The sequence below is a fragment of the Brevundimonas vancanneytii genome, from assembly GCF_901421975.1.
Taxonomy (GTDB): Bacteria; Pseudomonadota; Alphaproteobacteria; order Caulobacterales; family Caulobacteraceae; genus Brevundimonas; species Brevundimonas diminuta.
Genome location: NZ_LR588407.1, coordinates 1136544 through 1159565 on the forward strand (window position 1 = coordinate 1136544; position 23022 = coordinate 1159565).

At 67.7% G+C, this 23022-nt stretch carries 21 protein-coding genes and 1 pseudogene; 8 read left to right on the forward strand and 14 right to left on the reverse strand.

Translation table 11 applies throughout. The features are described 5' to 3' along the window. Positions 1 to 38: 38 nt before the first annotated feature. From FGL25_RS17385 to FGL25_RS05530, 9 genes and pseudogenes are all read right to left on the reverse strand, one after another. Positions 39 to 329 (reverse strand): annotated as a pseudogene (locus FGL25_RS17385) (hypothetical protein); the annotation flags it as partial. Positions 330 to 365: 36 nt separating this feature from the next. Beyond that, complete coding sequence (locus tag FGL25_RS05495; RefSeq protein ID WP_138141163.1) at positions 366 to 1523, reverse strand: pyridoxal phosphate-dependent aminotransferase; 1158 nt, start codon at positions 1521 to 1523, stop codon at positions 366 to 368. After that, the gene (gene rsmA, locus FGL25_RS05500) at positions 1520 to 2326 is read right to left on the reverse strand and encodes a 16S rRNA (adenine(1518)-N(6)/adenine(1519)-N(6))-dimethyltransferase RsmA (RefSeq protein WP_003165432.1); all 807 of its coding nucleotides are present in this window, start codon (positions 2324 to 2326) and stop codon (positions 1520 to 1522) included. The genes FGL25_RS05495 and rsmA overlap by 4 nt, the downstream gene beginning before the upstream one ends. Further along, positions 2323 to 2736 (reverse strand): endonuclease domain-containing protein, encoded by a 414-nt coding sequence (locus FGL25_RS05505; RefSeq protein ID WP_046654368.1) that lies wholly within the window; start codon positions 2734 to 2736, stop codon positions 2323 to 2325. The genes rsmA and FGL25_RS05505 overlap by 4 nt, the downstream gene beginning before the upstream one ends. Before the next feature lie 61 nt (positions 2737 to 2797). Continuing rightward, positions 2798 to 3817 (reverse strand): 4-hydroxythreonine-4-phosphate dehydrogenase PdxA, encoded by a 1020-nt coding sequence (gene pdxA / locus FGL25_RS05510; protein WP_138141164.1) that lies wholly within the window; start codon positions 3815 to 3817, stop codon positions 2798 to 2800. Then, positions 3814 to 5178 (reverse strand): peptidylprolyl isomerase, encoded by a 1365-nt coding sequence (locus tag FGL25_RS05515; RefSeq protein ID WP_223850868.1) that lies wholly within the window; start codon positions 5176 to 5178, stop codon positions 3814 to 3816. The genes pdxA and FGL25_RS05515 overlap by 4 nt, the downstream gene beginning before the upstream one ends. Positions 5179 to 5289: 111 nt before the next feature. Beyond that, positions 5290 to 7773: an LPS-assembly protein LptD gene (locus FGL25_RS05520; RefSeq protein ID WP_252970045.1), complete on the reverse strand. Its 2484-nt coding sequence runs from the start codon at positions 7771 to 7773 to the stop codon at positions 5290 to 5292. 40 nt (positions 7774 to 7813) lie between these two features. Continuing rightward, the gene (gene lptG, locus FGL25_RS05525; RefSeq protein ID WP_088409909.1) at positions 7814 to 8917 is read right to left on the reverse strand and encodes an LPS export ABC transporter permease LptG; all 1104 of its coding nucleotides are present in this window, start codon (positions 8915 to 8917) and stop codon (positions 7814 to 7816) included. Next, complete coding sequence (locus tag FGL25_RS05530) at positions 8914 to 10047, reverse strand: LptF/LptG family permease (RefSeq protein ID WP_138141165.1); 1134 nt, start codon at positions 10045 to 10047, stop codon at positions 8914 to 8916. Before FGL25_RS05530 ends, lptG begins: the two co-directional genes overlap by 4 nt. Positions 10048 to 10204: 157 nt before the next feature. Between FGL25_RS05530 and FGL25_RS05535 the strand changes: the two genes are divergently transcribed. The 4 genes from FGL25_RS05535 (at position 10205) to FGL25_RS05550 (ending at position 12828) form a co-directional block, all read left to right on the forward strand. Further along, positions 10205 to 11680 (forward strand): leucyl aminopeptidase, encoded by a 1476-nt coding sequence (locus FGL25_RS05535; protein WP_138141166.1) that lies wholly within the window; start codon positions 10205 to 10207, stop codon positions 11678 to 11680. Between the two features lie 25 nt (positions 11681 to 11705). Continuing rightward, complete coding sequence (locus FGL25_RS05540; protein WP_003165424.1) at positions 11706 to 12167, forward strand: DNA polymerase III subunit chi; 462 nt, start codon at positions 11706 to 11708, stop codon at positions 12165 to 12167. Positions 12168 to 12247: 80 nt separating this feature from the next. Then, positions 12248 to 12508 (forward strand): hypothetical protein, encoded by a 261-nt coding sequence (locus tag FGL25_RS05545; protein WP_232464015.1) that lies wholly within the window; start codon positions 12248 to 12250, stop codon positions 12506 to 12508. A 17-nt stretch (positions 12509 to 12525) separates the two neighbouring features. Then, positions 12526 to 12828 carry a hemolysin gene (locus FGL25_RS05550; RefSeq protein WP_046654251.1) on the forward strand — a complete coding sequence of 101 codons (303 nt, stop codon included), beginning with the start codon at positions 12526 to 12528 and terminating at the stop codon, positions 12826 to 12828. Positions 12829 to 12877: 49 nt separating this feature from the next. Here the strand turns inward: FGL25_RS05550 and FGL25_RS05555 are convergent, their stop codons facing one another. Both FGL25_RS05555 and FGL25_RS05560 read right to left on the reverse strand, forming a co-directional pair. Further along, positions 12878 to 13120, reverse strand: a complete 243-nt coding sequence (locus FGL25_RS05555; protein WP_003165418.1) for a DUF2164 family protein — start codon at positions 13118 to 13120, stop codon at positions 12878 to 12880. Continuing rightward, entirely contained in the window at positions 13120 to 15000 is a 1881-nt protein-coding gene (locus FGL25_RS05560; RefSeq protein WP_138141167.1) for an ABC-F family ATP-binding cassette domain-containing protein, read from the reverse strand. The genes FGL25_RS05555 and FGL25_RS05560 overlap by 1 nt, the downstream gene beginning before the upstream one ends. 103 nt (positions 15001 to 15103) lie before the next feature. On the opposite strand from FGL25_RS05560, the gene ndk reads away from it, so the two are divergent. Both ndk and FGL25_RS05570 read left to right on the forward strand, forming a co-directional pair. Beyond that, positions 15104 to 15523, forward strand: coding sequence for a nucleoside-diphosphate kinase (ndk, locus tag FGL25_RS05565; protein WP_003165416.1), 420 nt, complete (start codon positions 15104 to 15106; stop codon positions 15521 to 15523). Between the two features lie 116 nt (positions 15524 to 15639). Further along, positions 15640 to 15861: a hypothetical protein gene (locus tag FGL25_RS05570; protein WP_369822373.1), complete on the forward strand. Its 222-nt coding sequence runs from the start codon at positions 15640 to 15642 to the stop codon at positions 15859 to 15861. Positions 15862 to 15944: 83 nt separating this feature from the next. Here the strand turns inward: FGL25_RS05570 and FGL25_RS05575 are convergent, their stop codons facing one another. Both FGL25_RS05575 and purN read right to left on the reverse strand, forming a co-directional pair. Continuing rightward, positions 15945 to 18002 (reverse strand): M13 family metallopeptidase, encoded by a 2058-nt coding sequence (locus FGL25_RS05575; protein WP_088491457.1) that lies wholly within the window; start codon positions 18000 to 18002, stop codon positions 15945 to 15947. A gap of 116 nt (positions 18003 to 18118) precedes the next feature. Continuing rightward, a complete protein-coding gene (gene purN / locus FGL25_RS05580) occupies positions 18119 to 18703 on the reverse strand; it encodes a phosphoribosylglycinamide formyltransferase (RefSeq protein WP_138141168.1) in 585 nt (194 codons plus the stop codon). A 203-nt stretch (positions 18704 to 18906) separates the two neighbouring features. Between purN and FGL25_RS05585 the strand changes: the two genes are divergently transcribed. Next, positions 18907 to 20499, forward strand: coding sequence for a S10 family peptidase (locus FGL25_RS05585; RefSeq protein WP_138141169.1), 1593 nt, complete (start codon positions 18907 to 18909; stop codon positions 20497 to 20499). 243 nt (positions 20500 to 20742) lie between these two features. On the opposite strand, the gene purM is transcribed toward FGL25_RS05585, so the two are convergent. After that, on the reverse strand, positions 20743 to 21780 hold the full coding sequence (gene purM / locus FGL25_RS05590) for a phosphoribosylformylglycinamidine cyclo-ligase (protein ID WP_138141170.1): 1038 nt from the start codon (positions 21778 to 21780) through the stop codon (positions 20743 to 20745). Between the two features lie 81 nt (positions 21781 to 21861). Here purM and rnd point away from each other — a divergent pair, with 81 nt between their 5' ends. Beyond that, positions 21862 to 23016, forward strand: a complete 1155-nt coding sequence (rnd, locus tag FGL25_RS05595; protein ID WP_003165412.1) for a ribonuclease D — start codon at positions 21862 to 21864, stop codon at positions 23014 to 23016. Positions 23017 to 23022 lie beyond the last annotated feature (6 nt).

Genomic DNA, 23022 nt, shown 5'->3' on the forward strand with positions numbered 1-23022 from the left:
GGCAGACCGGCGGCCTTTTCGAAGGCGGCGATGGCCTGGCGGGTGTTGTCGCCGCCCAGGCCGTCGATCACGCCCGGCGAGAAGTTGGCGCGGTCCAGCAGGATCTGGGCGCGCGCGGTCGCCGCGTCGGGCCGCGCGGGTTGACCCTCGACGGGGGCGGCGACGGTCTCAAATACGGCGGCCTCGACCGCCTCGCGATTCAGAGCGGAGGCGGCGGTTTCGGCGACCGGGGCCTGTTCGGGCCTCGGCGTCTCAGCGGGCGATCCGCAGGCCGCGAGCACGGCCAGGGTGAAGGGCAGGACTGAGACGGCGAGACGCGATTTCGACATGAAAGCTCCGAAGGTTCCGGGGCTTGTCGAACGCGCCTAGGCTGTCCGCTGTTCCTGCATTTCCTCGGTGCGGGCGGCGAAGAAGGTCTTCATGCGGGCCAGGGCGTCCTCGATCTCGGGCGTCGAGACGGCGAAGCTGAAGCGGATGAAGCGGTGGCCGTTCACGGGGTCGAAGTCGACGCCCGGCGCCGTGGCCACGCCCGTCTCGCGCACCAGCTTCTCACAGAAGGCCATGCTGTCGTTCGTCAGGTGGCCGATGTCGGCATAGATGTAGAAGGCGCCGTCCGGCGGGGCGATCGAGCGCAGGCCCATGGCGGGCAGGGCTTCCAGCATCCGCTCGCGGTTGGCGCGATAGACGTCGATGTTGGCTTCCAGCTCTTCTTCGCAGTCCATGGCGGCCAGGCCGGCGAACTGGCTGAGCGTCGGCGGCGTCAGGAACATGTTGCCCATGCGCGCGCGGGCCTGCTGGACCTCTTCTTCCGGCAGGATCAGCCAGCCCAGACGCCAGCCCGCCATGCTCCAGTATTTGGAGAAGCTGTTGACGATCATGGCCTTGTCGTCGAACTGCAGCATGCAGGGCGTGTCATGGCCGTAGGTGATGCCGTGATAGATCTCGTCCGAGATGATGCTGATGTTGCGCTCGCGGCAGACCTCGACGATGGCCTTCAGCTCGTCCTCGGCGATGACGGTGCCAGTCGGATTGGCGGGGCTGGCGATGATGACGCCCTGGGGCGCCGGGTCCAGGTCGCGCAGCGCCTTGGCCGTCAGCTGGAAGCGCACGTCGGGGCCGCAGTCGATCTCCTGCGGGACGATGTGCAGGGCCTTCATCGTGTTGCGATAGGCGACATAGCCGGGGCGAGCGATAGCCACGCGGTCGCCGGGAGCAAAGCGCATGTTCAGCGCCACCACCAGGGCGGGAGAGGCGCCGGCGGTCATGATGACGCGCTCAGGGTCGATGACGACGCCGTAGCGGTCCTTGTACAGCTTGGCCACGCGGGCACGCAGGTTGGGGCTTTCCCAATAGCCGCCGGCCTCGGCGTCGATCACGCGGTGGGCCTCGGCGATGGCGCGGCTGGGGGCGCCGGTCGAGGGCTGGCCGAACTCCATGTGGATGACCGACTGGCCCTCAGCCTTCATCTCATGGGCGATGCGGCTGATGGCGATGGCGCGGAAGGGTTCGATTTCTACTGTCATGTCAAAGCGTCGGCCAATCTGAGGAAGCCCGCCACGTCGATGGTCTCGGCGCGGGCGTCGGGTTCGATTCCAGCGGCTTCGCACAGGGCGGCGCCGCCAAGTTGTTTCAGGCTGGAGCGCAGCATCTTGCGACGCTGGCCGAAGGCGGCCGCCGTGACCCGTTCCAGCCGCTTCAGGCGGTCGGGGGCGGGGCGCTCGGCCAAGGGTATCAGATGCACCACGGCCGAGGCCACCTTGGGCGGCGGGGTGAAGGCGGCGGCGGGCAGATGCATGACAATGCGCGCTTCGGCCACGGCCTGACTGATGACGGCCAGACGGCCATAGGCGTCCTCGCCCGGCTGGGCCACCACGCGCTCGGCGACTTCCTTCTGGAACATCAGGGTCAGGGCGCACGGCGTCCACGGCCCCGTCAGCCATTTGATCAGCAACGGCGTGCCGACGTTGTAGGGCAGGTTGGAGACGAGGTGCGCCGGTCCCTCGACGAGTTCGGCTTCCTTCACCTTCAGGGCGTCGGCCTCGACGATGGTCAGGCGGCCCGAGCCGTCGTCCAGTTCGGACAGCAGGGGGATGAAGCGCGGATCCTTCTCGACCAGCACCACCTTGCCCGCGTCGCTCTCCAGCAGGGCGCGGGTCAGGCCGCCGGGACCGGGGCCGACCTCGATGACGGCGCGGCCGTCGAACGGTCCGGCGTAGCGGACGATCTTCCGCGTGACGTTCAGGTCCAGCAGAAAGTGCTGGCCGAAGCTCTTCTTGGCCGACAGGCCGTGGGCGTCGAGCGTTTCACGCAGGGAGGGCAAGGTCATTCGCCCTTCTCCCCTCGGGGGAGAAGGTGGGCGGCGGAGCCGCTCGGATGAGGGGGCTGCAGCCGCATCTGCACGGCGCGTGCGCGGATCGCGCCCAACAGGCCGTTGGGGTCGGACAGAAAGGCTTCATTGCCCGATCTCAGCACCATGAATCCCGCCTGCTCCAGTCTGGCGTCACGTTCAGCATCCTGCGCCTCATGAAGCTTATGGACGCCGCCGTCCAGTTCTACGACGAGTCGAATTTCCGTGCAGACGAAGTCACAGATCACGCCGCCGACGGGCGTCTGGCGACGAAACTTGAGATTATCGAAGCGGCGGTCGCGGACAAGACGCCAAAATATTTCCTCGGCGGGGGTGAGGGTTCGCCGTTGTCGGCGGGCGCGCTTCGTCCTGTCCGGCGTTTGCCACATGGCTGGCCGCCCCCTCATCCGTCAGGCTGCGCCTGCCACCTTCTCCCCCGAGGGGAGAAGGCTATCGGTTGGCGCGGGCGGACGCCATCTCCGAAGCCAGGCGGACGGCGGCGATGAAGCTGTCGGCGCGGGCGATCCCCTTGCCGGCGATGTCGAAGCCGGTGCCGTGGTCGGGCGAGGTGCGGACGATGGGCAGGCCCAGAGTGGCGTTCACCCCGCCCCAGAAGTCCAGCGTCTTCACCGGGATAAGCGCCTGATCGTGATAAAGGCAGACTACGGCGTCATACCGCGCCCGCGCCTCTTCGTGGAACAGGGTGTCGGCGGGCAGGGGATCGGTGATGTTCAATCCCTCGGCGCGCAGGGCCTCGGCGGCGGGCCGCAGCACCGTCACCTCCTGCAGGCCGATGGCGCCGCCTTCGCCCGCGTGGGGGTTCAGGGCGGCCAGGGCCAGGCGCGGGGCGTTGATGCTGAAATCGCGCTTCATCGATTCGTGGACGACGCGGGCGACGCGGGCGACGCGCTCGCCCGTCACCAGTTCGGGCAGTTGGTCGATCGGCACGTGGATGGTGACGAGGCAGGCCCGCAGATTCTGCGCCGTCAGCATCATCACCGGGCCGCGCGTGCCGCTGAAGGGGACGTCGGCGGTCAGTTCGGCGATGAACTCAGTGTGGCCGGGAAAGCGAAAACCGGAGGCGTACATGGGCGCCTTGGCGATTGGCGCCGTCACCAGGCCGCAGCCTTCGCCCGACAGCACCAGATCGACGCCTCGCTCGATCCAGTCGGCGACGGCGACGGCGTTGGCGGGCTCAGGCTGACCCGCCGTTACGGGGGCGGGCGCCGGATGGTGCAGTACGGGGATGGCGCGGCCGAAGACGCCGGCGGCGTCCGCGGGGCTGAGGACGGCCTCGACCGGCTGGCCCTGCGCCTTCAGAACATCGGCGTCGCCGACCACGACGAAGGGCGCGACCGGCGCCAGGGGGCCGGGCGCGGAGCCCAGCACCGACCAGGCGCGCGCGATGATCTCCGGCCCCACCCCTGCGGGGTCGCCCATCGTGACGATGAGCGGCCGGAGCGTCGTCATTGCTTGATTTCGATCAGGGCGTCGGCCCGCAGGTCGCGCAGATAGCGGCGGCCCAGCATGGCGTAGTTCTGGTTCTGCAAACGGGCTTCGACCTGTTGCGCCGAGGGGGCGTCGGGACCGCCCAGGCGGCGATCGCAGACGGCCAGCAGGTGCACGCCCAGCGGGGTGCGGACCGCCGTGCTGACTGAGCCGACCTCGGCCGAGCGGGCGACCTGCTGGAACTGCGGCAACAGGTCCGCGACGTCGCTCTCGCCCAGATCGGCGCCCAGCAAGCCCGGTTCCGAACGCGCGCGGGTCAGGATGTTGTCGCAGGTCAGCTGGCCGCGCAGGGCCTCGAGGCGCTGGGTCGCGGCGGCGACCTGGGCCTCATCGGCGTTTTCCGGCAGCTCGACCATGACCTGCTTCATCTTGACCATGCTGGTCGAGGCGCCCGAGCGCTTGTCGCGCATGTAGAGGATGTAGACGCCGCCATCGACGGGGATGGGGTTCGACAGCTGGCCGGGCTCCAGCGTGTCCATGACGGACTGCAGGGCGGGCTGGACTGTGCCTTGGACCACCCAGCCGGCGTCGCCGCCGCGGGCGGCCGAGGGGGCGGCCGAGAACTGGCGCGCCACGGCCATGAAGGGCGCGCCCTGGATCATCTGCTGCACCAGTTGGCGCGCGCCGTTCATGGCTTCCTGCATGCCGCCGACGCGGGCGGCTTCCAGGTAGATTTCACCGATCAGATACTGAGGCTTGGTCGCCGATTCGGTCATCTGGCGCATGGTTTGCTCGACCTGGCTCTTGCCGACGCGGGCGCGGTCGCGGAAACGGCCGCCGACCAGTTCGCGCCAGCCGATCTCGGTGCGCATCTGCTCGCGGAAGGCGGGGATGCTGATCCCGCCCTGTTCCAAGAAGTTGATGTAGCTGGCCGGCGTCGTGCCCGCCTGGCGGGCCATGTCGGCGATTTCCTGATCGATTTCGGCGTCGCCGATCTTGAGCTGTTCGAACTTGGCCAGTTCGGCGGCCTGGAGGTGCTGGTCGATCAGGTCGTTCAGCGCCTGCTGCTGGATGGCGCCGATGTTTTCTTCGGTCGGCTGGACCTGGGTCATGGCCATCAGAACCAGCATCCGCTGACGCAGGTCGAAGCCGGTGATGATGCGGTCGTTGACCGTCGCGATGATGCCGTCGGACAGGCGGAACTGCGGCGCAGGCGCCGTGCGCTGGGGCGCTTCCTCGGCGGCGGGGTTCAGCGCGCCGGCGGCCGGCGTTTGAGGCGCGGCCTGCGCAGGAGCGGGAGACGCCGGAGTCTGAGCCGAGGAAGGCTCCACGGCCGCCACGACCATAAGGGCGGCCAGGGCGGCTCCCGTAGAGTAACGCATCAAACCCATCGTCAGTCCTGATTCCCTAAAGCGGTCCCGAGCCGGTCGGCGGCGATCGCCACGCCGCAGCGCCGGGGCGCAAGCTCCCCTACGCCGCAATGCGCGCCCTGCCTACCGCATATCATTGCGATCATAGCCTGAAGCCCCAAAAGTGGCGAGGTTAAGACGGATATAAACGCCTTCCGCCGGGCCGGTCGGCCGGACGCGCGTGTTGTCGCGCCGCCAGCCCAGCTCAATGCGGAAGCAGTCGTCGTCGTACAGCAGGCCGACCTCCGACCGGGTGACGATGTCGCGTTGCATGTCGGCGATCCCCGTCACCGCCACGCCCCAGTTGCCGTAGATGAACTGGTGACCGGAGAGCTGCACGAACTCGTAGTTGCGGTTCTCGGGGCCGTCCAAGGGGTTCGAGCTGTCCACGATGTAGCTTACGCTGGCCAGGTTTCGGCGTCCCCAGCGGCCGTCGACGGTCGCCTCGGCCCGACGAACTTGGCCATTGCCGTCGATGGTGGCGTGGAACCAGCCGCGCATGCGATCCGAGGGATTGAATGACCCCTGAACCACCCAGTCCGAGGTCCGGCTGGCCAGACCCGAGGGGTCATAAAGGCGCGTCGGATCGTCCGGGATCGGCGTCAGGTATTCGTCCTGGTCGTCTGCGCGCATGCTGCGGCCGATGAACAGGCTGGCCGAGCGCACCTCGTCCCAGTGCAAGGTCGCGCGCGCGCCCGCCGTGAAGCGCAAGCCGCCCTCCAGCAGGTCGTAGCCGGGGAATCGATCCATGCGGAACAGGGACAGGTGGTCCAGCTCCGTGATCTGGCTGTCCTCGTTCGGAATGCGTCGATCCAGGTCCGCCTTGTTGGAGATCGACAACTGGGCCATCGGCTCCAGGATCAGATCGGACGAGGCGCTGAGGCGGCGGTACAGGGGGTAGCTGACGTCGACCCCGGCGCTGGCGCGCGCGCGCGCGTAGGTCTCGTTTTCGACGCCCATGGCGGGCGGCAGGTCGGCCACCGAATAGACGTCGGCGCGCAGGTCGACGAACGGCTCCCAGCGCACGCCGATGGGCGAGATCATCGCGCGGCGCCATTCCGCCTGGCCGGTGACGCGGCGGCTGTCGACGCCGGGCAGGCCGTCGGTCGGGCCGCCGGGAATCAGTTCGGGCGCCAGTGTGGGGAAGCCGACATAGGCGTCGCGGGTCAGGGCGACGGCGGAGCCGCGCAGACGCAGGCGGCCGCCGAAGACGGGGCCTTCCGGCTCCCATCGCGCCTCGATCAGGGGCGCCACCAGCGGCAGGGTGTTGTCGTCCTCGAAGACGTTCAGGGCCGGGGTGACGGGGTCGAACTGCGCCACCCGCAGGCTTTGCATGGTGAAGGCGGCGACCGACAGATAGGAGCGCTGGGTCTGACGCTCGGCGTAGATCTGGCTGATCAGACGGCGGCTGTCGCCGTAATACAGGCCGTTGTCCTGATAGGCGTCGCGCACGTCATAGCGGTCGAACAGCGTCTTGTCCGAGACGCGCTCGGCCGTGAAGCCCCAGCGCCACGGGCCGTCAGGGTCGAAGGCGCCGTGGGCCAGCAGATAGCTGCGCGCCGTCTTGTCGCCGAAGCGGACGTTGCTCTCCGCGTCGCCGTCGCCGTCCAGGTCGAAGTCGCCGAAGCTGCGGCCGTAGGTGGCGCCGCCGCGCGCCACGATCATGCCGTCCGTGAATCGCTTGCGCCATTGCAGGTTCAGCAGAGGCTCGACCCTGGTGTTGAACTGCGGGCTGATCAGAACGTCCTCGGACGGCGAGATGACGTGCAGATAGGGAAGTTCGAGCGAGACGCCCCGTCCGGCCTGATAGTCGCCCCAGGGGACCAGAAAGCCCGACGCCCGATCTACGCTGGGGTCGGGGTGCGAGAAGGCGGGCAGGTAGAAGATCGGCACGCCGCCCAGGCGGAACACCACGTCGCGATACAGGATCGCGCGCAGCTCTTCGTTCTGCACCGCCTTGGAGGCCTGGATGGAGACGCTGGGCGTCTTGGCCGCGCCGTCCACGGTGCAGATGGGGCAGGGAGTGAAGATGACGTTGTTCAGCTCGCTGACCGTTTCGGAACGGCGCACGGCGGTGGCGGCCATCAGGCTGGAGCCGTTCGACAGGCGCGTGGCCAGGTCGACGGCCACGCCCGTCTTGAAATCAGAATCCAGTTCGATGCGTTCGGCGTGAACGACCGAGCCGTCCGGCGCCGTCAGTTCAGCGTCGCCCGAGGCCGTGGCGACCTGGCTTTGCAGGTCATAGGTGACGTCCTTGGCGCGCAGGCTGTGATCCTGGAAACGCGCCATGACCCGATCTTCGGCCGAACCCTGGGCCGAGACGAGGTCGCCCTCACGTTGGGCGGAATCGGCGTCCATGTAGACGGCGTCAGGCGTCAGACCGTCTGCGCCCGGCGTCTGAGCGGCCGTTTGCGGCGCCGCCTGAACGGCGGGGGCCGGAGCCGGCGCCTGGGCCTGGGCGGCGTGGGCCAGTCCTGGCGCAGACAGGGGCGCGCCTATGACCAACGCCGCGCCGGTCAACAGCCGAAGGCGCAGGGCTCCCATGCGGGGGAGACGGCGATGGGTCATGCGGTGTCCACTCATTACCGGCCGGGCGGAAACCGCTCGATTAGCCGTCTTCGGTATAGAACAGCAAGGTAAAGGCGGCGAGAGCCGTCAATATAGGCGGCAGCCAGGCGGCGATGATCGGCGGTACGACCTCGGCCGAACCCATGGCTGAGGAGAACTGATTCAGGAAGAAGAAGGCGAAGCCCAGCACCACGGCCGCCACCGTCATCCGCGCCAGATCGCCCAGGCGCATCAGCCGCAGCGAGAAGGCCGCCGCCAGAATGGACATGGCGCCGAAGATCAGCGGCGTGGCCAGAAGCTGTTGCAGCCGCAGCTGGTAGGCGGTCGAGGCGAAGCCGGCGTCCTCGATCCTGCGAATCTGATTGGGCAGGGACCAGAAGGGCGTCGACTGCGGCCTGGCGAAGCGCTGGAAGGCCTCTTCGTCGGCCAGGTTGGACGGCAGGTCCAAGGTGGCGTAGCGCACCGCCCGCTGGCCCGTCTGCGCGCCCGAGGCGTCGGTCAGGCGCCAGCGCCCGGCGTTGAGGGTCGCCGTGGCGGCGTCCACCCGCTCGGTGAAGACGCGACGGCCGCTTGAAGTCGTGGTGTAGATGAAGAAGGTCGCGTCCAGCAGTCGCCCGCTGGCCTGCTCCTGGCGGCCTCCGCGAATGATCATCTGACGGTTGGCGTCGCCTTCGCGCAGCCAGACCGCCTGGCCCGATTCGCTGCCGGGAACCGAGCCGGAGATGCGCGCGCGCTCGCGCTGCCAGACGGCGTCGCCCGCCGCCGCCATCGGGCCCAGCACCGTGACCGTCAGCACGCCCAGCGCCACCGCCGCGCCTGCCGCCGGCAAGACGAAGCGCCAGGCCGAAACGCCCGCCGCCCGCATGGCGATCAGCTCGCTGCGCCGGTTCAGGCTGACGAAGGCGCCCAGCGTGCCGAACAGGAAGACGAAGGGCAGAAGCTGCACGATCACCGACGGCGACTTGACCATGACCAGGCCCAGGATGCGCCCGCCCGACAGTTCGCCGGACGAATTCAGCCCGCGCGAGACCTCGACGAAGTCGATCAGCATGACCAGGGCGGCGATGACGGCCAGCGCCACGCCCAGCGACTTCATCTGCTGGATCAGCACATAGCGTTCGATGCGGCCAAGACGGAGCCTCATGCGAACCTCGCCTTCAGGCGTTCCAGCGGCGCCCAGGTGCGGCGACGGCGCGGCTTCAGCGCGCGGAACAGGATGCGCAGGGCCAGGAAGGTGGCGGCCAGCGGCACGACGTATTGCAGGATGTTGAGCGCGCCGTTCCAGGCGCTGCCGGCCACCAGGCCGTAGCCGATGACGCGCAGGATCAGGAAGGCGCCCGCGGCCCTGGCGATGCGTCCGGCGTAGCCGCTGCGGCTGAAGGCGCCGCCCAGGATGGCCGCCAACGCAAAGGCCATCGCCGCCAGGGCGTAGAGAGGCGAAGCCAAGCGCGAATGGCCCTCGGCCGCCAGCTCGCCGCGCGTTCCGGCGGTCTCCAGCAGGGCGGGTGTCGGGTCGAACAGGTCCGTCAGCCACAGGTCCGACGGCTTGAAGCGGATGCGCTCGCTGGTCTTGGCGTAGGGCGACAGGTCGAACACCTGCTGGTCGAACGAGAGCTGGTTCAGCACCTCGCGCGAGGAATAGCGCTGCATCGAGCCGTTCTGCATGGTCAGCACCGGCAGGCCGTCGACGCGGCCGAAGCGGGCCGTCTCGGCGTCCCAGGTCGTGACCGTCTTGCCGTTGTCCAGGTAGACGAAGAGGTTCTTCATCAGGCCGTTCTGCTCGATCTGCTGGACGTAGACGGTCAGGCCGTCCGGACCCTGGACGAAGCGGCCTTCCTCGACCAGCAGGGCGGCCAGGTCGGTGCGGATGGCGAAGGCCTGGCGGCGACCCTCGCGCTGGGCCCAGGGCTGGACGAAGACGTTCACCAGCAGGGAGATGACCGTGACGATCAGGGCGATCTGCAGGGCGGGCCGGATCAGGGCCCAGCGGCTGACCCCGGCGGCGTAGGCGGCGGTCAGCTCCTGCTCGCGCTGCAGCCGCGTCAGGGCGATCAGGGCGCCGACGAACAGGCCGATGGGCAGGATGACGGCGATCAGCTGCGGCAGGGCCAGCAAGGTCAATTTGACCATGACCCAGACGCTCTGGCCGCGCTCGACGATGACCTCCAATTGATCAAGGCTCTGACTCAGCAGGCCTATCCCGGCCAGCGCCGCGACCGCCGCCACGATGGGCAGGCCGATCTGGCGGAAAAGATACCTCTGAATCAGGGTCATGCGGCGGGTAAGGTCGTATAATCGGCTGCGAGCGTGTTGCAGCCCAGGGCGATGCGAGCCATGTAATACACATCCGGCCGCCCCGACGAAACCGTCGCCGCGACCATGGCAAATTCAAGCGTGACCGGGGCATGATTTCTCGGTCTGGAGTCAGTTTATGAAAATCGAATTCGTCGCTTCGTCGGGTGCAGCCGAAATTCTCGCCTTGCTGGTTCATGAAGGGCGGGCGCTGGCTGGGACCGGACCGGCGCTGGATCAGGCCGCCTCGGGCGCCCTGGTCAAGGCGATGAAGAACAGCCGCTTCAACGGCGCCGCCAGCAGCAGCCTGAACGTCGCTGCTCCGGCCGGGATCGACGCGAACGCCGTCCTGCTGGTTGGCGCGGGCGCGGCGGACAAGCTGGACGATCTGGCGGTCGAAACCGCGGCTGCGGCCGCTTATCAGGCGACCAAGCTGTCGGGCGCCGAAGTCCTGACCATCGACGTGTCGCACCTGTCGCCGGAACTGGCCGCCCGCGCCGGATTCGCCGTGCGCCTGGCCGCCTATCGCTTCGCCAAATACCTGACCAAGCAGAAGGCCGATAAGATCCCGTCGGTGACGACCGTGCGCGTCGTGACCTCGGACGTGAAGGCCGCAGAGGCCGCCTTCCAGCCGTTGTCGGCTGTGGCCGACGCCGTGCTGTTCGCGCGCGACCTGGTGTCGGAGCCCGCCAACATCCTGTACCCGGCCGAGTTCGTGCGCCGCGTGAAGGAGCTGGAGGCCCTGGGCGCCAAGGTCGAGATCCTGGGCGAAGCCGAGATGCAGAAGCTGGGCATGGGCTCGCTGCTCGGCGTCGGGCAGGGCTCGGTGCGTGAAAGCCAGCTGGCCGTCATCCAGTGGAACGGCGGCAAGGAAGGCGAGGCCCCCATCGCCTTTGTCGGCAAGGGCGTCTGCTTCGATACCGGCGGCATCAGCCTGAAGCCCGCCGACGGCATGGAAGAGATGAAGTGGGACATGGGCGGCGCCGCCGCCGTGGCCGGCCTCATGCACGCCCTGGTCGGCCGCAAGGCCAAGGTGAACGTCGTCGGCGTTCTGGGCCTGGTCGAGAACATGCCGGACGGAAACGCCCAGCGTCCGGGCGACGTGGTCACCTCCATGTCGGGCCAGACCATCGAGGTGCTGAACACCGACGCCGAAGGCCGCCTCGTGCTGGCCGACGCGCTCTGGTACACGCAGGACCGTTTCAAGCCGAAGTTCATGATCGACCTGGCCACCCTGACGGGCGCCATCATCATCTCGCTGGGCCTGGAATACGCGGGCGTCTTCACCAACAGCGACGAACTGGCCGCCAACATCGCCGACGCCGGTCCGAAGGTGGGCGAGAAGTCCTGGCGCATGCCTATCCCGGCGGAATACGACCGCCACATCGACAGCCCGATCGCCGATGTGAAGAACATGGGCAATGGCCGCGCGGGCGGCTCGATCACCGCGGCCCTGTTCCTGCAACGCTTCACCAACGGCGTGCCGTGGGCGCACATCGACATCGCCTCGACCGCCTGGGTGAAGGACTCCAAGAACCCGACCGTGCCGGACGGCGCCGTGGGCTATGGCGTGCGCCTGCTCGACCGCATGGTCGCCGACCACTACGAAGGCTGACCTCAGTTCAGGAAGGTAGGGCCGGGTGTCTGACGCCAAGCCGGAAATCTGGTTCTACCACCTGGAGCGGTCGACGCTGGATCAGGTGCTGCCGACCCTGCTGGAGCGCACGCTTCAGCGGGGATGGCGCGCCCTGATCCGGGGCGCGACCTCGCACCGGCTCGACGATATCGACGAGCTGTTGTGGACCTATCGCGACGACAGTTTCCTGCCGCACGGACGGGCTGACGGCGGACACGCTGCGCGCCAGCCTGTGCTCCTGTCCGAATCGGGCGAAAATCTGAATGGCGCTCAGGCGCTGTTCATCGTCGATGATTCAGAGCTTGGGGCCACGCAGGAGTTCGCACGTTGCTTCATCATTTTCGACGGCCGGGACGAGCAGGCGCTGAACCATGCGCGCGGGCGCTGGCGGACGCTGAAGGCGGACGGCGCCGACCTGGCCTACTGGAAACAATCGGACGAGGGCCGCTGGGAAAAAGCGGCCTGATCCTGGGCGTCGGCCTGGTCGCCCTGTCGGCCTGCGCCTCGCCGCCGCCTGCGCGACACGCCGGCCAGCCGACGGCGCCGGTGCGGACGCCGGTTTCTTCCACTGAACGGCCCTATCTGTCCGAACCGGGCGTCCGCAGCATCGACGGCGATATGTGCAAGGCCGGCGAGCTTCAGTGGCTGGTCGGGAAACCGCGCAGCCAGATTCCCGTTCCGGTGGATGTGGTGAACCGTCGCGTCGCCTGCACGACCTGTCCCGTAACCGAAGACTATTCGCCTTACCGCTTGAATATTTTCTATAATCAGCAGACGGGCCTGGTCGAACAGGTTCGCTGCGGCTGATCGAAAAGGACGCCGCCATGAAGACGATTCTGACCCTGAGCGCCGCTGCGGGCTTCCTCGCCCTGGCCGCCTGCGCCCCGACCCAGGGCGGCGGCGCGACGCCTGCGCCCGGCGGCGAGGCGACCCCCGTCGCCTGCAAGGCCAGCGACTATCAGGAGTATGTGGGCCGCAATCGCTCGACCATTCCGACCGCGCCGCAAGGCCGCATCTTCCGCGTCCTGTGCAGCAGCTGCGCGGCGACCATGGACTATCGCGAGAACCGCGTGACCTTCACCTACGACGACAAGACCAACCTGGTGACGCGCGTCAGCTGCGGCTGAGTTCAAACAATATCCGCTCATCCCGGCGAAGGCCGGGTGAGCGGGGGGCTTATCGCTCCAGGCCGTAGAGGGCGTCGGCGACGTCCTCTACCTTCTGGCGCACCACGGTCTCCGCGTCGCGCAGGCCCCGGTTGTAGAACAGGCGGCCGATGTCGCGGCCGATGAACTCCACCAGCATTTCGGCGGGCAACTGGCCGACCTCCACCTCCATCTCGTCGCGCAGGTAGGCGCGCAGACGGGCGGACGCCTCCTGCATCTCGTCCTTGGTCAGCAGGGGCGGCGTCTTGCTCATCAGGAGACCTCGGCCAGGGCTTCTTCGGCGGCGATCCAGTCGACCTCGGCCTGATCCAGATCGGTCTGGGCTTTGGTGCGAGCGCGGGTCAGGCCTTCCAGCTTCTTCGGATCATTGACGGCGGCGTTGGCCAGATCGTCGTCCAGCCGCGCCAGGTCGGCGGTCAATTGGGCCATCTTCTCTTCCGCCTTCTTCACCGCATGGCGGAGCGTGGACGGAGACGGCCCCTTCTTCTTTTCGGCCTTGGGCGTGGGCGCGGGAGCCTCGGCCACAGCTTCCTCATGCTTGACCTGGCTGGGCTTCATCCCCGCCTGCTTGGCGCGGTCCAGGACGAACTTCTGATAGTCGTCCATGTCGCCGTCGAACGGCTTCACCGACCCGTCTGCGGCCAGCCACAGCCGGTCGGCCACCAGCTCCATCAGCGAACGGTCGTGGGTGATCAGGATGACCGCGCCGGTATATTCGTTCAGCGCGTCCAGCAGGGCGCGGCGGCTGTCGATGTCCAGGTGGTTAGTCGGTTCGTCCAGGATCAGGATGTGCGGCGCATCCATCGCCACCAGGTTCAGCAGCAGGCGCGCCCGCTCGCCGCCCGACAGGGACGCGACGGTGGTCTCCTGCTTCTCGAACGGCAGGCCGAACTGGGCCAGACGGCTGCGGCGGCTGCTCTCCGAGGCGTCCGGCATGGCTCGGCGGATGATCTCCAGCGGCGTGTCGGTCGGGTCCATCGCCTCGATCTGGTGCTGGTGGAACCAGCCCACGCGCATCTTGCCGTCGCGGTGGAACTCGCCCGTCTCGACGGTCAGGGCCTTGGCGATCAGCTTGGCGAAGGTCGACTTGCCCGCCCCGTTGACGCCCAGCAGGCCGATACGGTCGTCCAGATCCATCCGCAGGTTCAGGTTCTTCAGGATCGGCTTGCCCGGCTCATAGCCGACGTTGGCCTTCTCCAGCCGGATCAGCGGCGGGGGCAGGGGGCGCTCCGGCGAGGGCAGGGTGAAGGGGGCGACGCGCTCTTCGGGCGGCAGTTCGATGCGCTGCATCTTCTCCAGCCGCTTGACGCGCGACTGTGCCTGCGTCGCCTTGGACGCCTTGGCCTTGAAGCGGTCGATGAACTTCTGCAGGTGGGCGCGCTCGGCGTCCTGCTTGGACTTGTTGGCCTCCATCAGACGCAGCTTCTCGGCTCGCGTCTTTTCAAAGGTGTCGTAGTTGCCGGTGTAGAGGTCCAGCTTGCGGTTCGACAGTTGCAGGATGTGGGTGCAGACGCCGTTCAGCAGCTCGCGGTCGTGGCTGATGATCAGGGCCGTATGCGGATAGCGCTTCAGTCGCTGCTCCAGCCACAGGGCGCCTTCCAGGTCGAGGTAGTTGGTCGGTTCGTCCAGCAGGAGCATGTCCGGTTCGGCGAACAGGGCGGCGGCCAGGGCGACGCGCATCCGCCAACCGCCCGAGAACTCGGCCATCGGGCGCAGAATGTCGTCATGGCTGAAGCCCAGACCGGCCAGGATTTCGGACGCGCGGGCGGGGGCGCTGTCGGCGTCGATCTCGATCAGACGGCCCCAGATCTCGCCCATCTCTTCCGGTTCGGCGGTTTCCAGCCGGGTCAGCAGGTCGTGACGCTCGACGTCGGCTTCCAGAATGGTGTCCAGAACGCTGACGGGCGTGGCGGGGTGTTCCTGATCGACCGAGCCGATGCGCGCGGTTTTGGGCAGGGAGATTTCGTCGCCGTTGGCGGCCAGTTCGCCCAGGATCAGTTTGAACAGGGTCGACTTGCCGATGCCGTTGCGGCCGACCAGGCCGACCTTGGAACCCGGCGGCAGGCTGACGGAGGCGTCGTCCAGGAACTCGCGGCCCCAGGCGTTGTAGGTCAGGTTTTTGATCTGCAGCATGGCAACCGGAAAGAAAAAGGCTTACGCGCGGGGATATTGGAAAGATGTGCGGCGCTCGCTATAAGCCGCCGACCCTCAAACTCCCAAACAAGAAGTCAATCCCATGACCGAACGTACGTTCTCGATCATCAAGCCGGACGCCACCCGCCGTAACCTGACGGGCGCCATCAACGCCGTGATCGAAGGCGCCGGCCTGCGCATCGTCGGCCAACGCCGCGTCAAGCTGACCGAAGCCCAAGCCAAGAAGTTCTACGAAGTGCACGCCGAGCGTCCCTTCTACGGCGAACTGGTCTCGCAGATGATCGCCGAGCCGGTCGTCGTCCAGGTGCTGGAAGGCGACAACGCCGTCGCCAAGTACCGCGAAGTCATGGGCGCCACCAACCCGAACGACGCCGCTGAAGGCACCATCCGTAAGCTGTTCGCCCTGTCGATCGGCGAGAACTCGGTCCACGGTTCGGACTCGCTGGAGAACGCCGGCATCGAAATCGCCCAGTTCTTCACGGACGCCGACATCGTCGGCTAAGGGTTGAAACAGGCCTCTCTGTGAGGCTTGGCACAGCGATAAAGCGGCCCGCCCTCGGAACCGGGGGCGGGCCGTTTCGTTCTCATGGTCACGCTGTCTCTCGAAGAAGAACAAGGATGACCGCCATGAAGACGATGCTGAAACTCGCCCCGGTGATCGGCCTGACGGCTCTGCTGGCCGCCTGCGGCACGACCACGGAACAACGCGCCGCCACGGGCGCCCTGGGCGGCGCGGTCGCCGGTCAGGCGATCGGCGGCAACACCGGCGCGACCGTCGCCGGCGGCGTCATCGGCGCCGTCGCAGGCGCCGCCACCACGCCGAAGAAGCCGCACGAGTAAGGCTTTCTCCGCAAGGGGAAACAAAAAGGGCGTCGGCCGCGAAGCCGACGCCCTTTCCTTTTGTCCGTCGCCGGACGCGCCGCTTACCAGATGCGGGCGCGCTTTTCGGGCGCTATGTATTCGGCCTGATCCGGGGTGACGCCGAATGCGGCGTACCAGGCGTCGATGTTGCGCGGCGGGGTGGCGGCGCGCGCCATGCCGGGCGAGTGCGGGTCGGTGGTCAGCTGCTCTTTCAGAGCCTCTTCGCGCGACTTCTCGCGCCACACCTGGGCCCAGCCCAGGAAGACGCGCTGTTCGCCGGTCAGACCGTCGATCACCGGGGCCGGCTGGCCGTTCAGGCTGCGCTTATAGGCGTCCAGCGCCATCAGCAGGCCGCCTAGGTCGGCGATGTTCTCGCCCATGGTCAGGTCGCCGTTGATGTGCGTGCCCGGCACCGGCTCCTCGGCGGCGTAGATGGCGCCCAGTGTCTTGGCGCGCTCCTCGAAGCGGGCGGCGTCTTCGGGCGTCCACCAGTCGCGCAGCACGCCGTTGGCGTCGGTCTTGCGGCCCTGATCGTCGAAGCCGTGGGTGATCTCGTGGCCGATCACGGCGCCGATGCCGCCGTAGTTGACCGCCGGATCGGCGTTCGGATCGAAGAAGGGCGCCTGCAGGATGGCGGCCGGGAAGACGATCTCGTTGCGCGGCGGGTTGTAATAGGCGTTCACCGTCTGGGGCGTCATGCCCCATTCCAGCGGATCGACCGGCTGGCCGATCTTGCTGCGGTTCCAGGCCCAGTCGAAGGCGGAGGCGCGCTCGACGTTGCCGTAGAGGTCGCCCGCCGTCAGCTCCAGCCCGTCATAGCTGCGCCACTTCTCGGGATAGCCGATCTTCACGCCGAACTTGGACATCTTCAGCAGGGCCTGCTCGCGCGTGGCCTCGCTCATCCAGTCCAGGGCCTTCAGACGCTCGGTCATGGCGGCGCTGAGGTTGGCGACCAGCGTCTCCATCTGCGTCTTGGACGAAGCCGGGAAGTGCAGGCGGACGTATTCCTGACCCAGAACCTCGCCCAGCTGGCCGTCGACCAGGGCGACGCCGCGGTTCCAGCGCGGACGATTCTCGGGCTGGCCGCGCAGGGTCTTGCCGCGGAATTCGAAGCGCGAGTCGACGAAGGCGTCGGACAGATAGGGGCTGGCCTGATCGACGGTCTGGAAGGCCTGCCAGGCCTTCAGCGTCTCGATCGGGGTGTCGGCGAACACCTGGGCGATGCCGGGGATGGCGGTGTTCTCCATCAGCACCAGGGTCGGCACGCTTTCGACCTTGGAGGCCTGCAGGAAGGCGGCCCAGTCGAAGCCCGGCGCGAAGGTCGACAGCTGCGCGGCCGGGGTCGGGTTGTAGATCTTGTCGATCTGGCGGCGCTCGACCGTGGTCCAGTGCTTCTCGGCCACCTTGGTCTCGAAGGCCAGGATGTCGGCGGCGGCCTGGGCCGGGTTGCTCCAGCCGGCGGCGGTCAGGGCGCGCGTGACATACCCGACATAGGCCTCGCGCTGGGTGGCGAAGTCGGGCTTCAGATAATAGTCGCGGTCCGGCAGGCCCAGGCCGCCCTGGCCCAGATAGGCCGAGTTGACGTTGGGGTCTTGCAAGTCCTCGAACACGGCCACCCCGAACAGGGAGCCGCCGAAGCCTTCGTGGCTAGCGCCCATCAGGCGGGCCATGTCGCTGTGGTTCGCGACGGCGCGGATGGCGGCCAGGTCGGCGGCCAGGGGCTGGGCGCCCAGCTGGTTCACGCGGGCCTCGTCCATGAAGCTGGCGTACAGGGCGCCGACCTTGCGGGCGTTGTCGTTGACCGGGTTGGCGGCGCTGGCTTCGATGATGGCGCGAAGCTGGGCCTGCGAGTTCTCATACAGGACGTCGAACGGGCCGAAGCGGGCCTTGTCGGCCGGAATCTCGGTATCGCGCAGATAGACGCCGTTGGCGTAGGCGTTGAAGTCGTCGCCCGGCTTCACCGTCAGGTCGCGGCCGTCCAGGTCGAAGCCCCAGGGCTTGATTTCGGGCGTGGTCGAGGCGGTCGCCGAGGCGTGGGCGTGTTGGGCTAAGGTCGGCTGAGCCGAGAAGGCGAGGGCGAGGGCCATGGCGGCGGCGCCCATCAGGCGGGTTTTCATCATCGGGTCTTTCCCAGTGGTGCAGACGTGCGCGATTACGCCATCAGGACGGCGCATTCGTGCTTGCGGGCAACCTGCGCTCGCCTGCGACCGGCTGTCGCATTAAAAATCGTTAAGGATTACGAGCGGCGGACGAAATCGGCGAGCGCCTGGGGATAAAGGCCGTGCTCCGCCGCCTTGACCCGTTCCGCCAGAATGTCGGGCGTGTCGCCGGGCTGGATCGGCACGCGCGCCTGGCCCAGGATCGGGCCTTCGTCGACGCCCTCGGTGACGATGTGGACGGTGCAGCCCGCCTCAAGGTCTCCGGCCTCGATGGCGCGGGCGTGGGTGTTCAGGCCGGGATAGAGCGGCAACAGCGACGGGTGGATGTTCAGCATTCGATCCGCCCATTTCCCGACCAGCCACGGAGTCAGCAGGCGCATGTATCCGGCCAGGGCCACCACCTGGACGCCGCGCTCTACCAGCAGGGCGTCGATGGCGCGCTCGTGCGCCTCGCGGTCCTTGCCGAAGGGCTTGTGCTCGACGGTCAACGCCTCGACGCCCGCTGCCTCGGCCTTGGCCAGACCGCCCGCGCCCGCGATGTTGGAGACGACGACCACGACTTCATACGGCGCGTCCGCCGCCTGACCCGCCGCGATCAGGCTGGCCATGTTCGAGCCGGTTCCCGAGATCAGGACGGCGACGCGGGTTTTGGCGACGGACATGGGCGGCTCACGCGTTGAAAAAAGGCGCGACTGCCATGCGGCCCCGACGGCGACTTAGCAAGAGGGACTTCAAGGCGAAGGGGAGGGCGCAGCGCCGCCGAACGAATATCGACCAACTGACGCAAACTCCGTTGCTTCTTCGGAAACGGCGGCGCTAGCGTCGATCCGCCGGAGAGTCCGGCATCCTAGGGGGAGTATCCTATATGCGTCGTCTGTTGACCGCCGCCTGCGCTGCGGCCCTGTTGGCCGCGCCGGCCGTTTCCATGGCTCAGGAAGCCGCGTCCAGCGGCGGTTCGGGTCCGATCCGCTCGGCGGCCGAACGTCTGCGCAACGCCAACGCCGAACAGATCGAGAAGAACTGGGCCCGCGCCAGCGCCGATGAGCAGACGGTGACGACCAGCCACTCGATCACCGCCCACGGCCGCGCCATGCGCTACAAGGCCACGGCCGGCACCCTGACGGTTCGCAACGACGCGGGAATGCCGACGGCCAGCCTCTTCTATGTGGCCTATACGCTGGACGGCCAGCCGGTCGGTCGTCGCCCGATCACCTATATGTTCAACGGCGGTCCGGGTTCGCCGACGGTGTGGCTGCACATGGGCGCCTTCGGCCCGATGCGGGTCCAGACCGACGCCCCGGTGGTCGAGCGCCCGGGGCCGTTCAACCTGGCGCCCAACGACATGACCCTGCTGGACAAGACCGACCTGGTCTTCATCGACATGGTCGGCGCCGGCTATTCGCGCCCGCTGGGCGAGACGCCGGGTTCGGCCTTCTGGGGCGTGGATCAGGACGCGGACACCTTCGCCCGCGCCATCATGCGCTACACGACCAAGTTCGACCGCTGGTCCAGCCCGAAATACGTTCTGGGCGAAAGCTACGGCACCTTGCGCGCGGGCGCCCTGGTGCATCAGTTGGAAAGCCGCGGCATGTCGCTGAACGGCGTGGTGCTGCTGTCGTCGATCATGAACTACGGCGTGCGCCAGCCGGGCTATCCGCAGAACTTCGTCACCCTGCTGCCGACCTATGCGGCGACGGCCTGGTATCACAACAAGATCCCGAACAAGCCCAGCCTGGAGGAGCACGTCCAGCGCGCCCGCGAATTCGCCATCGGCCCGTACTCGGCCGCCCTGTCGAAGGGGCATCTGATCTCGGACGCCGAGCGCGCCCAGATCTCCCAGCAGATGAGCGCCCTGATCGGCATTTCGCCCGAGGTTCTGGATCAGGCCAATCTGCGCCTTGAGCTGAGCCCCTTCCGCAAGGAGCTGCTGCGCGACCGTCGCCAGACGGTCGGCCGTCTGGACACCCGCTACCTGGGCATTGACGCCAATGCGGTCGGCGGCTCGCCCGAGGAAGACCCCTCCAGCAGCGCCATCACCGGCGCCTATTTCAGCATCTTCCGCGACTATGTGGCCACGACGCTGAACTACCGCACCGACATGGACTATCGCCAGTCGGCGCGCGGCCTGCCGGGCTTCGACTGGGACTGGAGCCACCGCCCGCCGGTCGGCGGCCCGCAGACGACGCCGAACACGGCGGTGGACCTGGCCACGACCATCCGCCGCAATCCGCACCTGAAGGTGCTGGCGCTGAACGGCTATTACGACGCCGCCACGCCCTTCTTCAGCACGGAGTACGACCTGGCCCAGATGATGCTGGAGCCGCACCTGCGCGGGAATCTGGAGTTCACCTACTATGAAGGCGGCCACATGATGTACACGGCCCGCCCGGCGCTGGAGCAGCTCTACACCGACATGGCCAAGTTCTACGACGAGACGCAGAACGGCGGCCTGCGCTGATCTCGGCGACAGTCTGAACAAGGAAGGCCCCTGTCAGCGTGACCGGGGCCTTTTTGTTGGCTGAAACCCTTCATGCCCGCTCATCCCGGCGGACGCCGGGATCCAGTGCTTTGGCTAAGGACGCGGCGCTTGCGGTTCTCACTGGGCCCCGGCGTCCGCCGGGGTGAGCGGAAGACGTGTGGACGCAAAAAAGCCCCCGGTCGCGTTGGCCGGGGGCTTTGGTCTTGTAGTAGGGGCGACGCCTTACGCCGCCTGCAGTTGTCCGCAGACAAACGCCGTCTCGCCCGCGTTCAGCAGGGCGGCCAGCACCGGCTCGACGTTTTCGGGCGCGACGATCAGGATGAAGCCCACGCCGCAGTTGAAGGTGCGGCGCATCTCGTGATCCGAAATGCCGCCCGTCTCGCCCAGCCACTGGAAGACGGCGGGCATCGGCCAGGAGTCCCAGTCGAAGCTGGCTTCCAGGCCCTCGGCGATGCAGCGCGGCGGGTTTTCGATCAGGCCGCCGCCCGTGATGTGGGCCGCGCCCTTGACCAGGTCCGCCTTCATCAGCGGCAGGACCGGCTTCACATAGATGCGGGTCGGCTCCATCAGGGCCTGGGCCAGGGTCTGGTCCTTGGCGAAGGGGGCGTCGTCGCCCCAGGCCAGGCCGGACTTCTCGACCACCTTGCGGATCAGCGAATAGCCGTTCGAGTGCGGACCCGAGGAGGCCAGGCCGATGATGACGTCGCCGGCCTTCTGCTGACCCAGATAGGGCAGAACCTTGCCGCGCTCGACCGCGCCGACCGAGAAGCCGGCCAGGTCGTAGTCGCCGCCCGAATACATGCCCGGCATTTCGGCCGTCTCGCCGCCGACCAGGGCGCTGCCCGACTGGCGGCAGCCCTCGGCGATGCCGGCGACGACGCGGCGCGCGGCGTCCACGTCCAGCTTGCCCGTGGCGTAGTAGTCCAGGAACATCAGCGGCTCGGCGCCCTGGGCCAGCAGGTCGTTGACGCACATGGCGACCAGATCGACGCCCACGCCGTCATGGCGGCCGGTTTCGATGGCGATCTTCAGCTTGGTGCCGACGCCGTCCGTGGTGGTGACGATCAGCGGGTCTTCAAAACCGGCGGCCTTCAGGTCGAACAGGGCGCCGAAACCGCCCAGCGAGGCCTCTGCGCCGGGGCGGCGCGTGGATTTGGCCAGGGGCTTGATCGCGTCGACCAGCTGTTCTCCGGCGTCGATGTCTACGCCTGCATCGGCGTAGGTCAGACCGTTTTTCAGGGCCTCGGGGGTGTCGCTCATCGGTCACGGCTCGAAATCGGGGGCGAAAATTTGTCGCGGCGCTCTTGCCACGACGGCGTCGCGCGGGGCTATAGCATCGGAATGACGCCAATCACCACCAATGACGCGCTGATCGCCTTCTGCGAGCGTTTGGCCAAGGCCCCGTACATCACCGTTGATACGGAATTCATGCGGGAAACGACCTACTGGCCCAAGCTGTGCCTGATTCAGGCGGCGGCTTCGCCAACGGACGCCGCCATCATCGATCCGATGGCGGAGGGGCTGGATCTGGAGCCTTTCCTCGACATCCTGCGGGACGAATCGATTCTGAAGGTCTTCCACGCGGCCCGGCAGGACGTGGAGATTTTCAACAAGCTGGGCGCCATGCCGCGCCCGCTGTTCGACACCCAGGTCGCCGCCATGGCCGCCGGCTTCGGCGATCAGGTCAGCTATGAGGCTCTGGTCCGTCAGATGCTGCGTCAGGAGCTGGACAAGGGCAGCCGCTTCACCGACTGGGCGCGTCGCCCGCTGTCGGACGCGCAGCTGACCTATGCCCTGGGCGACGTGACGCACCTGTCGGCCCTCTATCCCAAGCTGCGCGATCGGCTGCAGAAGGAGGGCCGTCTGGACTGGGTCATGTCGGAAATGGGCGCGGTCACGGACCCGGCCCTCTACGACACCTCGCCCGAGAACGCCTGGAAGCGGCTGAAGCCCAAGAAGTTCAACGCCAAATATCTGGCCGCCTTCGTCGCTGTCGCCGTCTGGCGCGAGCGCGCGGCCCAGGAGCGCGATCAACCGCGCGGCCGCATCCTGAAGGACGAGGCCATCGACGAGATCGCCGTCCAGGCGCCGACCGACCCCGACGCCTTCAACCGCCTGCGTTCGGTGCCCAAGGGCTTCGGCGGCTCGCGCCTGGGGCTGGAGCTGGCGGCCGAGCTGAAGCGCGTTTTGGCCGACCCGGAAGCCCACGCGCCCAAGCTGGAGCGCCCGGCGCACAACCAGCCGGCGCCGCCTTCGGTGGTGGAACTGCTGAAGGTGCTGCTGAAGGCCAAGAGCGACAACGCGGGCGTGGCGTCAAAGCTGATCGCCACCGTGTCGGACCTGGAGAAGATCGCTCTGAACGACAACGCCGACGTCGAAGCCATGAAGGGCTGGCGCCGTCAGCTGTTCGGCGAGGACGCGCTGAAGCTCAAGAAAGGCGAGATCGCCCTGGTGCTGAACGGCGCCCGCGTCGAAGTGGTCGAGATCGAGGGCTGATCAACC

What these genes read in the sequence shown, in the direction of transcription:
- FGL25_RS05495 (WP_138141163.1), bottom strand. Translation starts at nt 1,523, where the DNA reads ATGACAGTAGAAATCGAACCCTTCCGCGCCATCGCCATCAGCCGCATC.
- rsmA (WP_003165432.1), bottom strand. Translation starts at nt 2,326, where the DNA reads ATGACCTTGCCCTCCCTGCGTGAAACGCTCGACGCCCACGGCCTGTCG.
- FGL25_RS05505 (WP_046654368.1), bottom strand. Translation starts at nt 2,736, where the DNA reads ATGTGGCAAACGCCGGACAGGACGAAGCGCGCCCGCCGACAACGGCGA.
- pdxA (WP_138141164.1), bottom strand. Translation starts at nt 3,817, where the DNA reads ATGACGACGCTCCGGCCGCTCATCGTCACGATGGGCGACCCCGCAGGG.
- FGL25_RS05515 (WP_223850868.1), bottom strand. Translation starts at nt 5,178, where the DNA reads ATGCGTTACTCTACGGGAGCCGCCCTGGCCGCCCTTATGGTCGTGGCG.
- FGL25_RS05520 (WP_252970045.1), bottom strand. Translation starts at nt 7,773, where the DNA reads ATGACCCATCGCCGTCTCCCCCGCATGGGAGCCCTGCGCCTTCGGCTG.
- lptG (WP_088409909.1), bottom strand. Translation starts at nt 8,917, where the DNA reads ATGAGGCTCCGTCTTGGCCGCATCGAACGCTATGTGCTGATCCAGCAG.
- FGL25_RS05530 (WP_138141165.1), bottom strand. Translation starts at nt 10,047, where the DNA reads ATGACCCTGATTCAGAGGTATCTTTTCCGCCAGATCGGCCTGCCCATC.
- FGL25_RS05535 (WP_138141166.1), top strand. Translation starts at nt 10,205, where the DNA reads ATGAAAATCGAATTCGTCGCTTCGTCGGGTGCAGCCGAAATTCTCGCC.
- FGL25_RS05550 (WP_046654251.1), top strand. Translation starts at nt 12,526, where the DNA reads ATGAAGACGATTCTGACCCTGAGCGCCGCTGCGGGCTTCCTCGCCCTG.
- FGL25_RS05555 (WP_003165418.1), bottom strand. Translation starts at nt 13,120, where the DNA reads ATGAGCAAGACGCCGCCCCTGCTGACCAAGGACGAGATGCAGGAGGCG.
- FGL25_RS05560 (WP_138141167.1), bottom strand. Translation starts at nt 15,000, where the DNA reads ATGCTGCAGATCAAAAACCTGACCTACAACGCCTGGGGCCGCGAGTTC.
- ndk (WP_003165416.1), top strand. Translation starts at nt 15,104, where the DNA reads ATGACCGAACGTACGTTCTCGATCATCAAGCCGGACGCCACCCGCCGT.
- FGL25_RS05570 (WP_369822373.1), top strand. Translation starts at nt 15,640, where the DNA reads ATGACCGCCATGAAGACGATGCTGAAACTCGCCCCGGTGATCGGCCTG.
- FGL25_RS05575 (WP_088491457.1), bottom strand. Translation starts at nt 18,002, where the DNA reads ATGATGAAAACCCGCCTGATGGGCGCCGCCGCCATGGCCCTCGCCCTC.
- purN (WP_138141168.1), bottom strand. Translation starts at nt 18,703, where the DNA reads ATGTCCGTCGCCAAAACCCGCGTCGCCGTCCTGATCTCGGGAACCGGC.
- FGL25_RS05585 (WP_138141169.1), top strand. Translation starts at nt 18,907, where the DNA reads ATGCGTCGTCTGTTGACCGCCGCCTGCGCTGCGGCCCTGTTGGCCGCG.
- purM (WP_138141170.1), bottom strand. Translation starts at nt 21,780, where the DNA reads ATGAGCGACACCCCCGAGGCCCTGAAAAACGGTCTGACCTACGCCGAT.
- rnd (WP_003165412.1), top strand. Translation starts at nt 21,862, where the DNA reads ATGACGCCAATCACCACCAATGACGCGCTGATCGCCTTCTGCGAGCGT.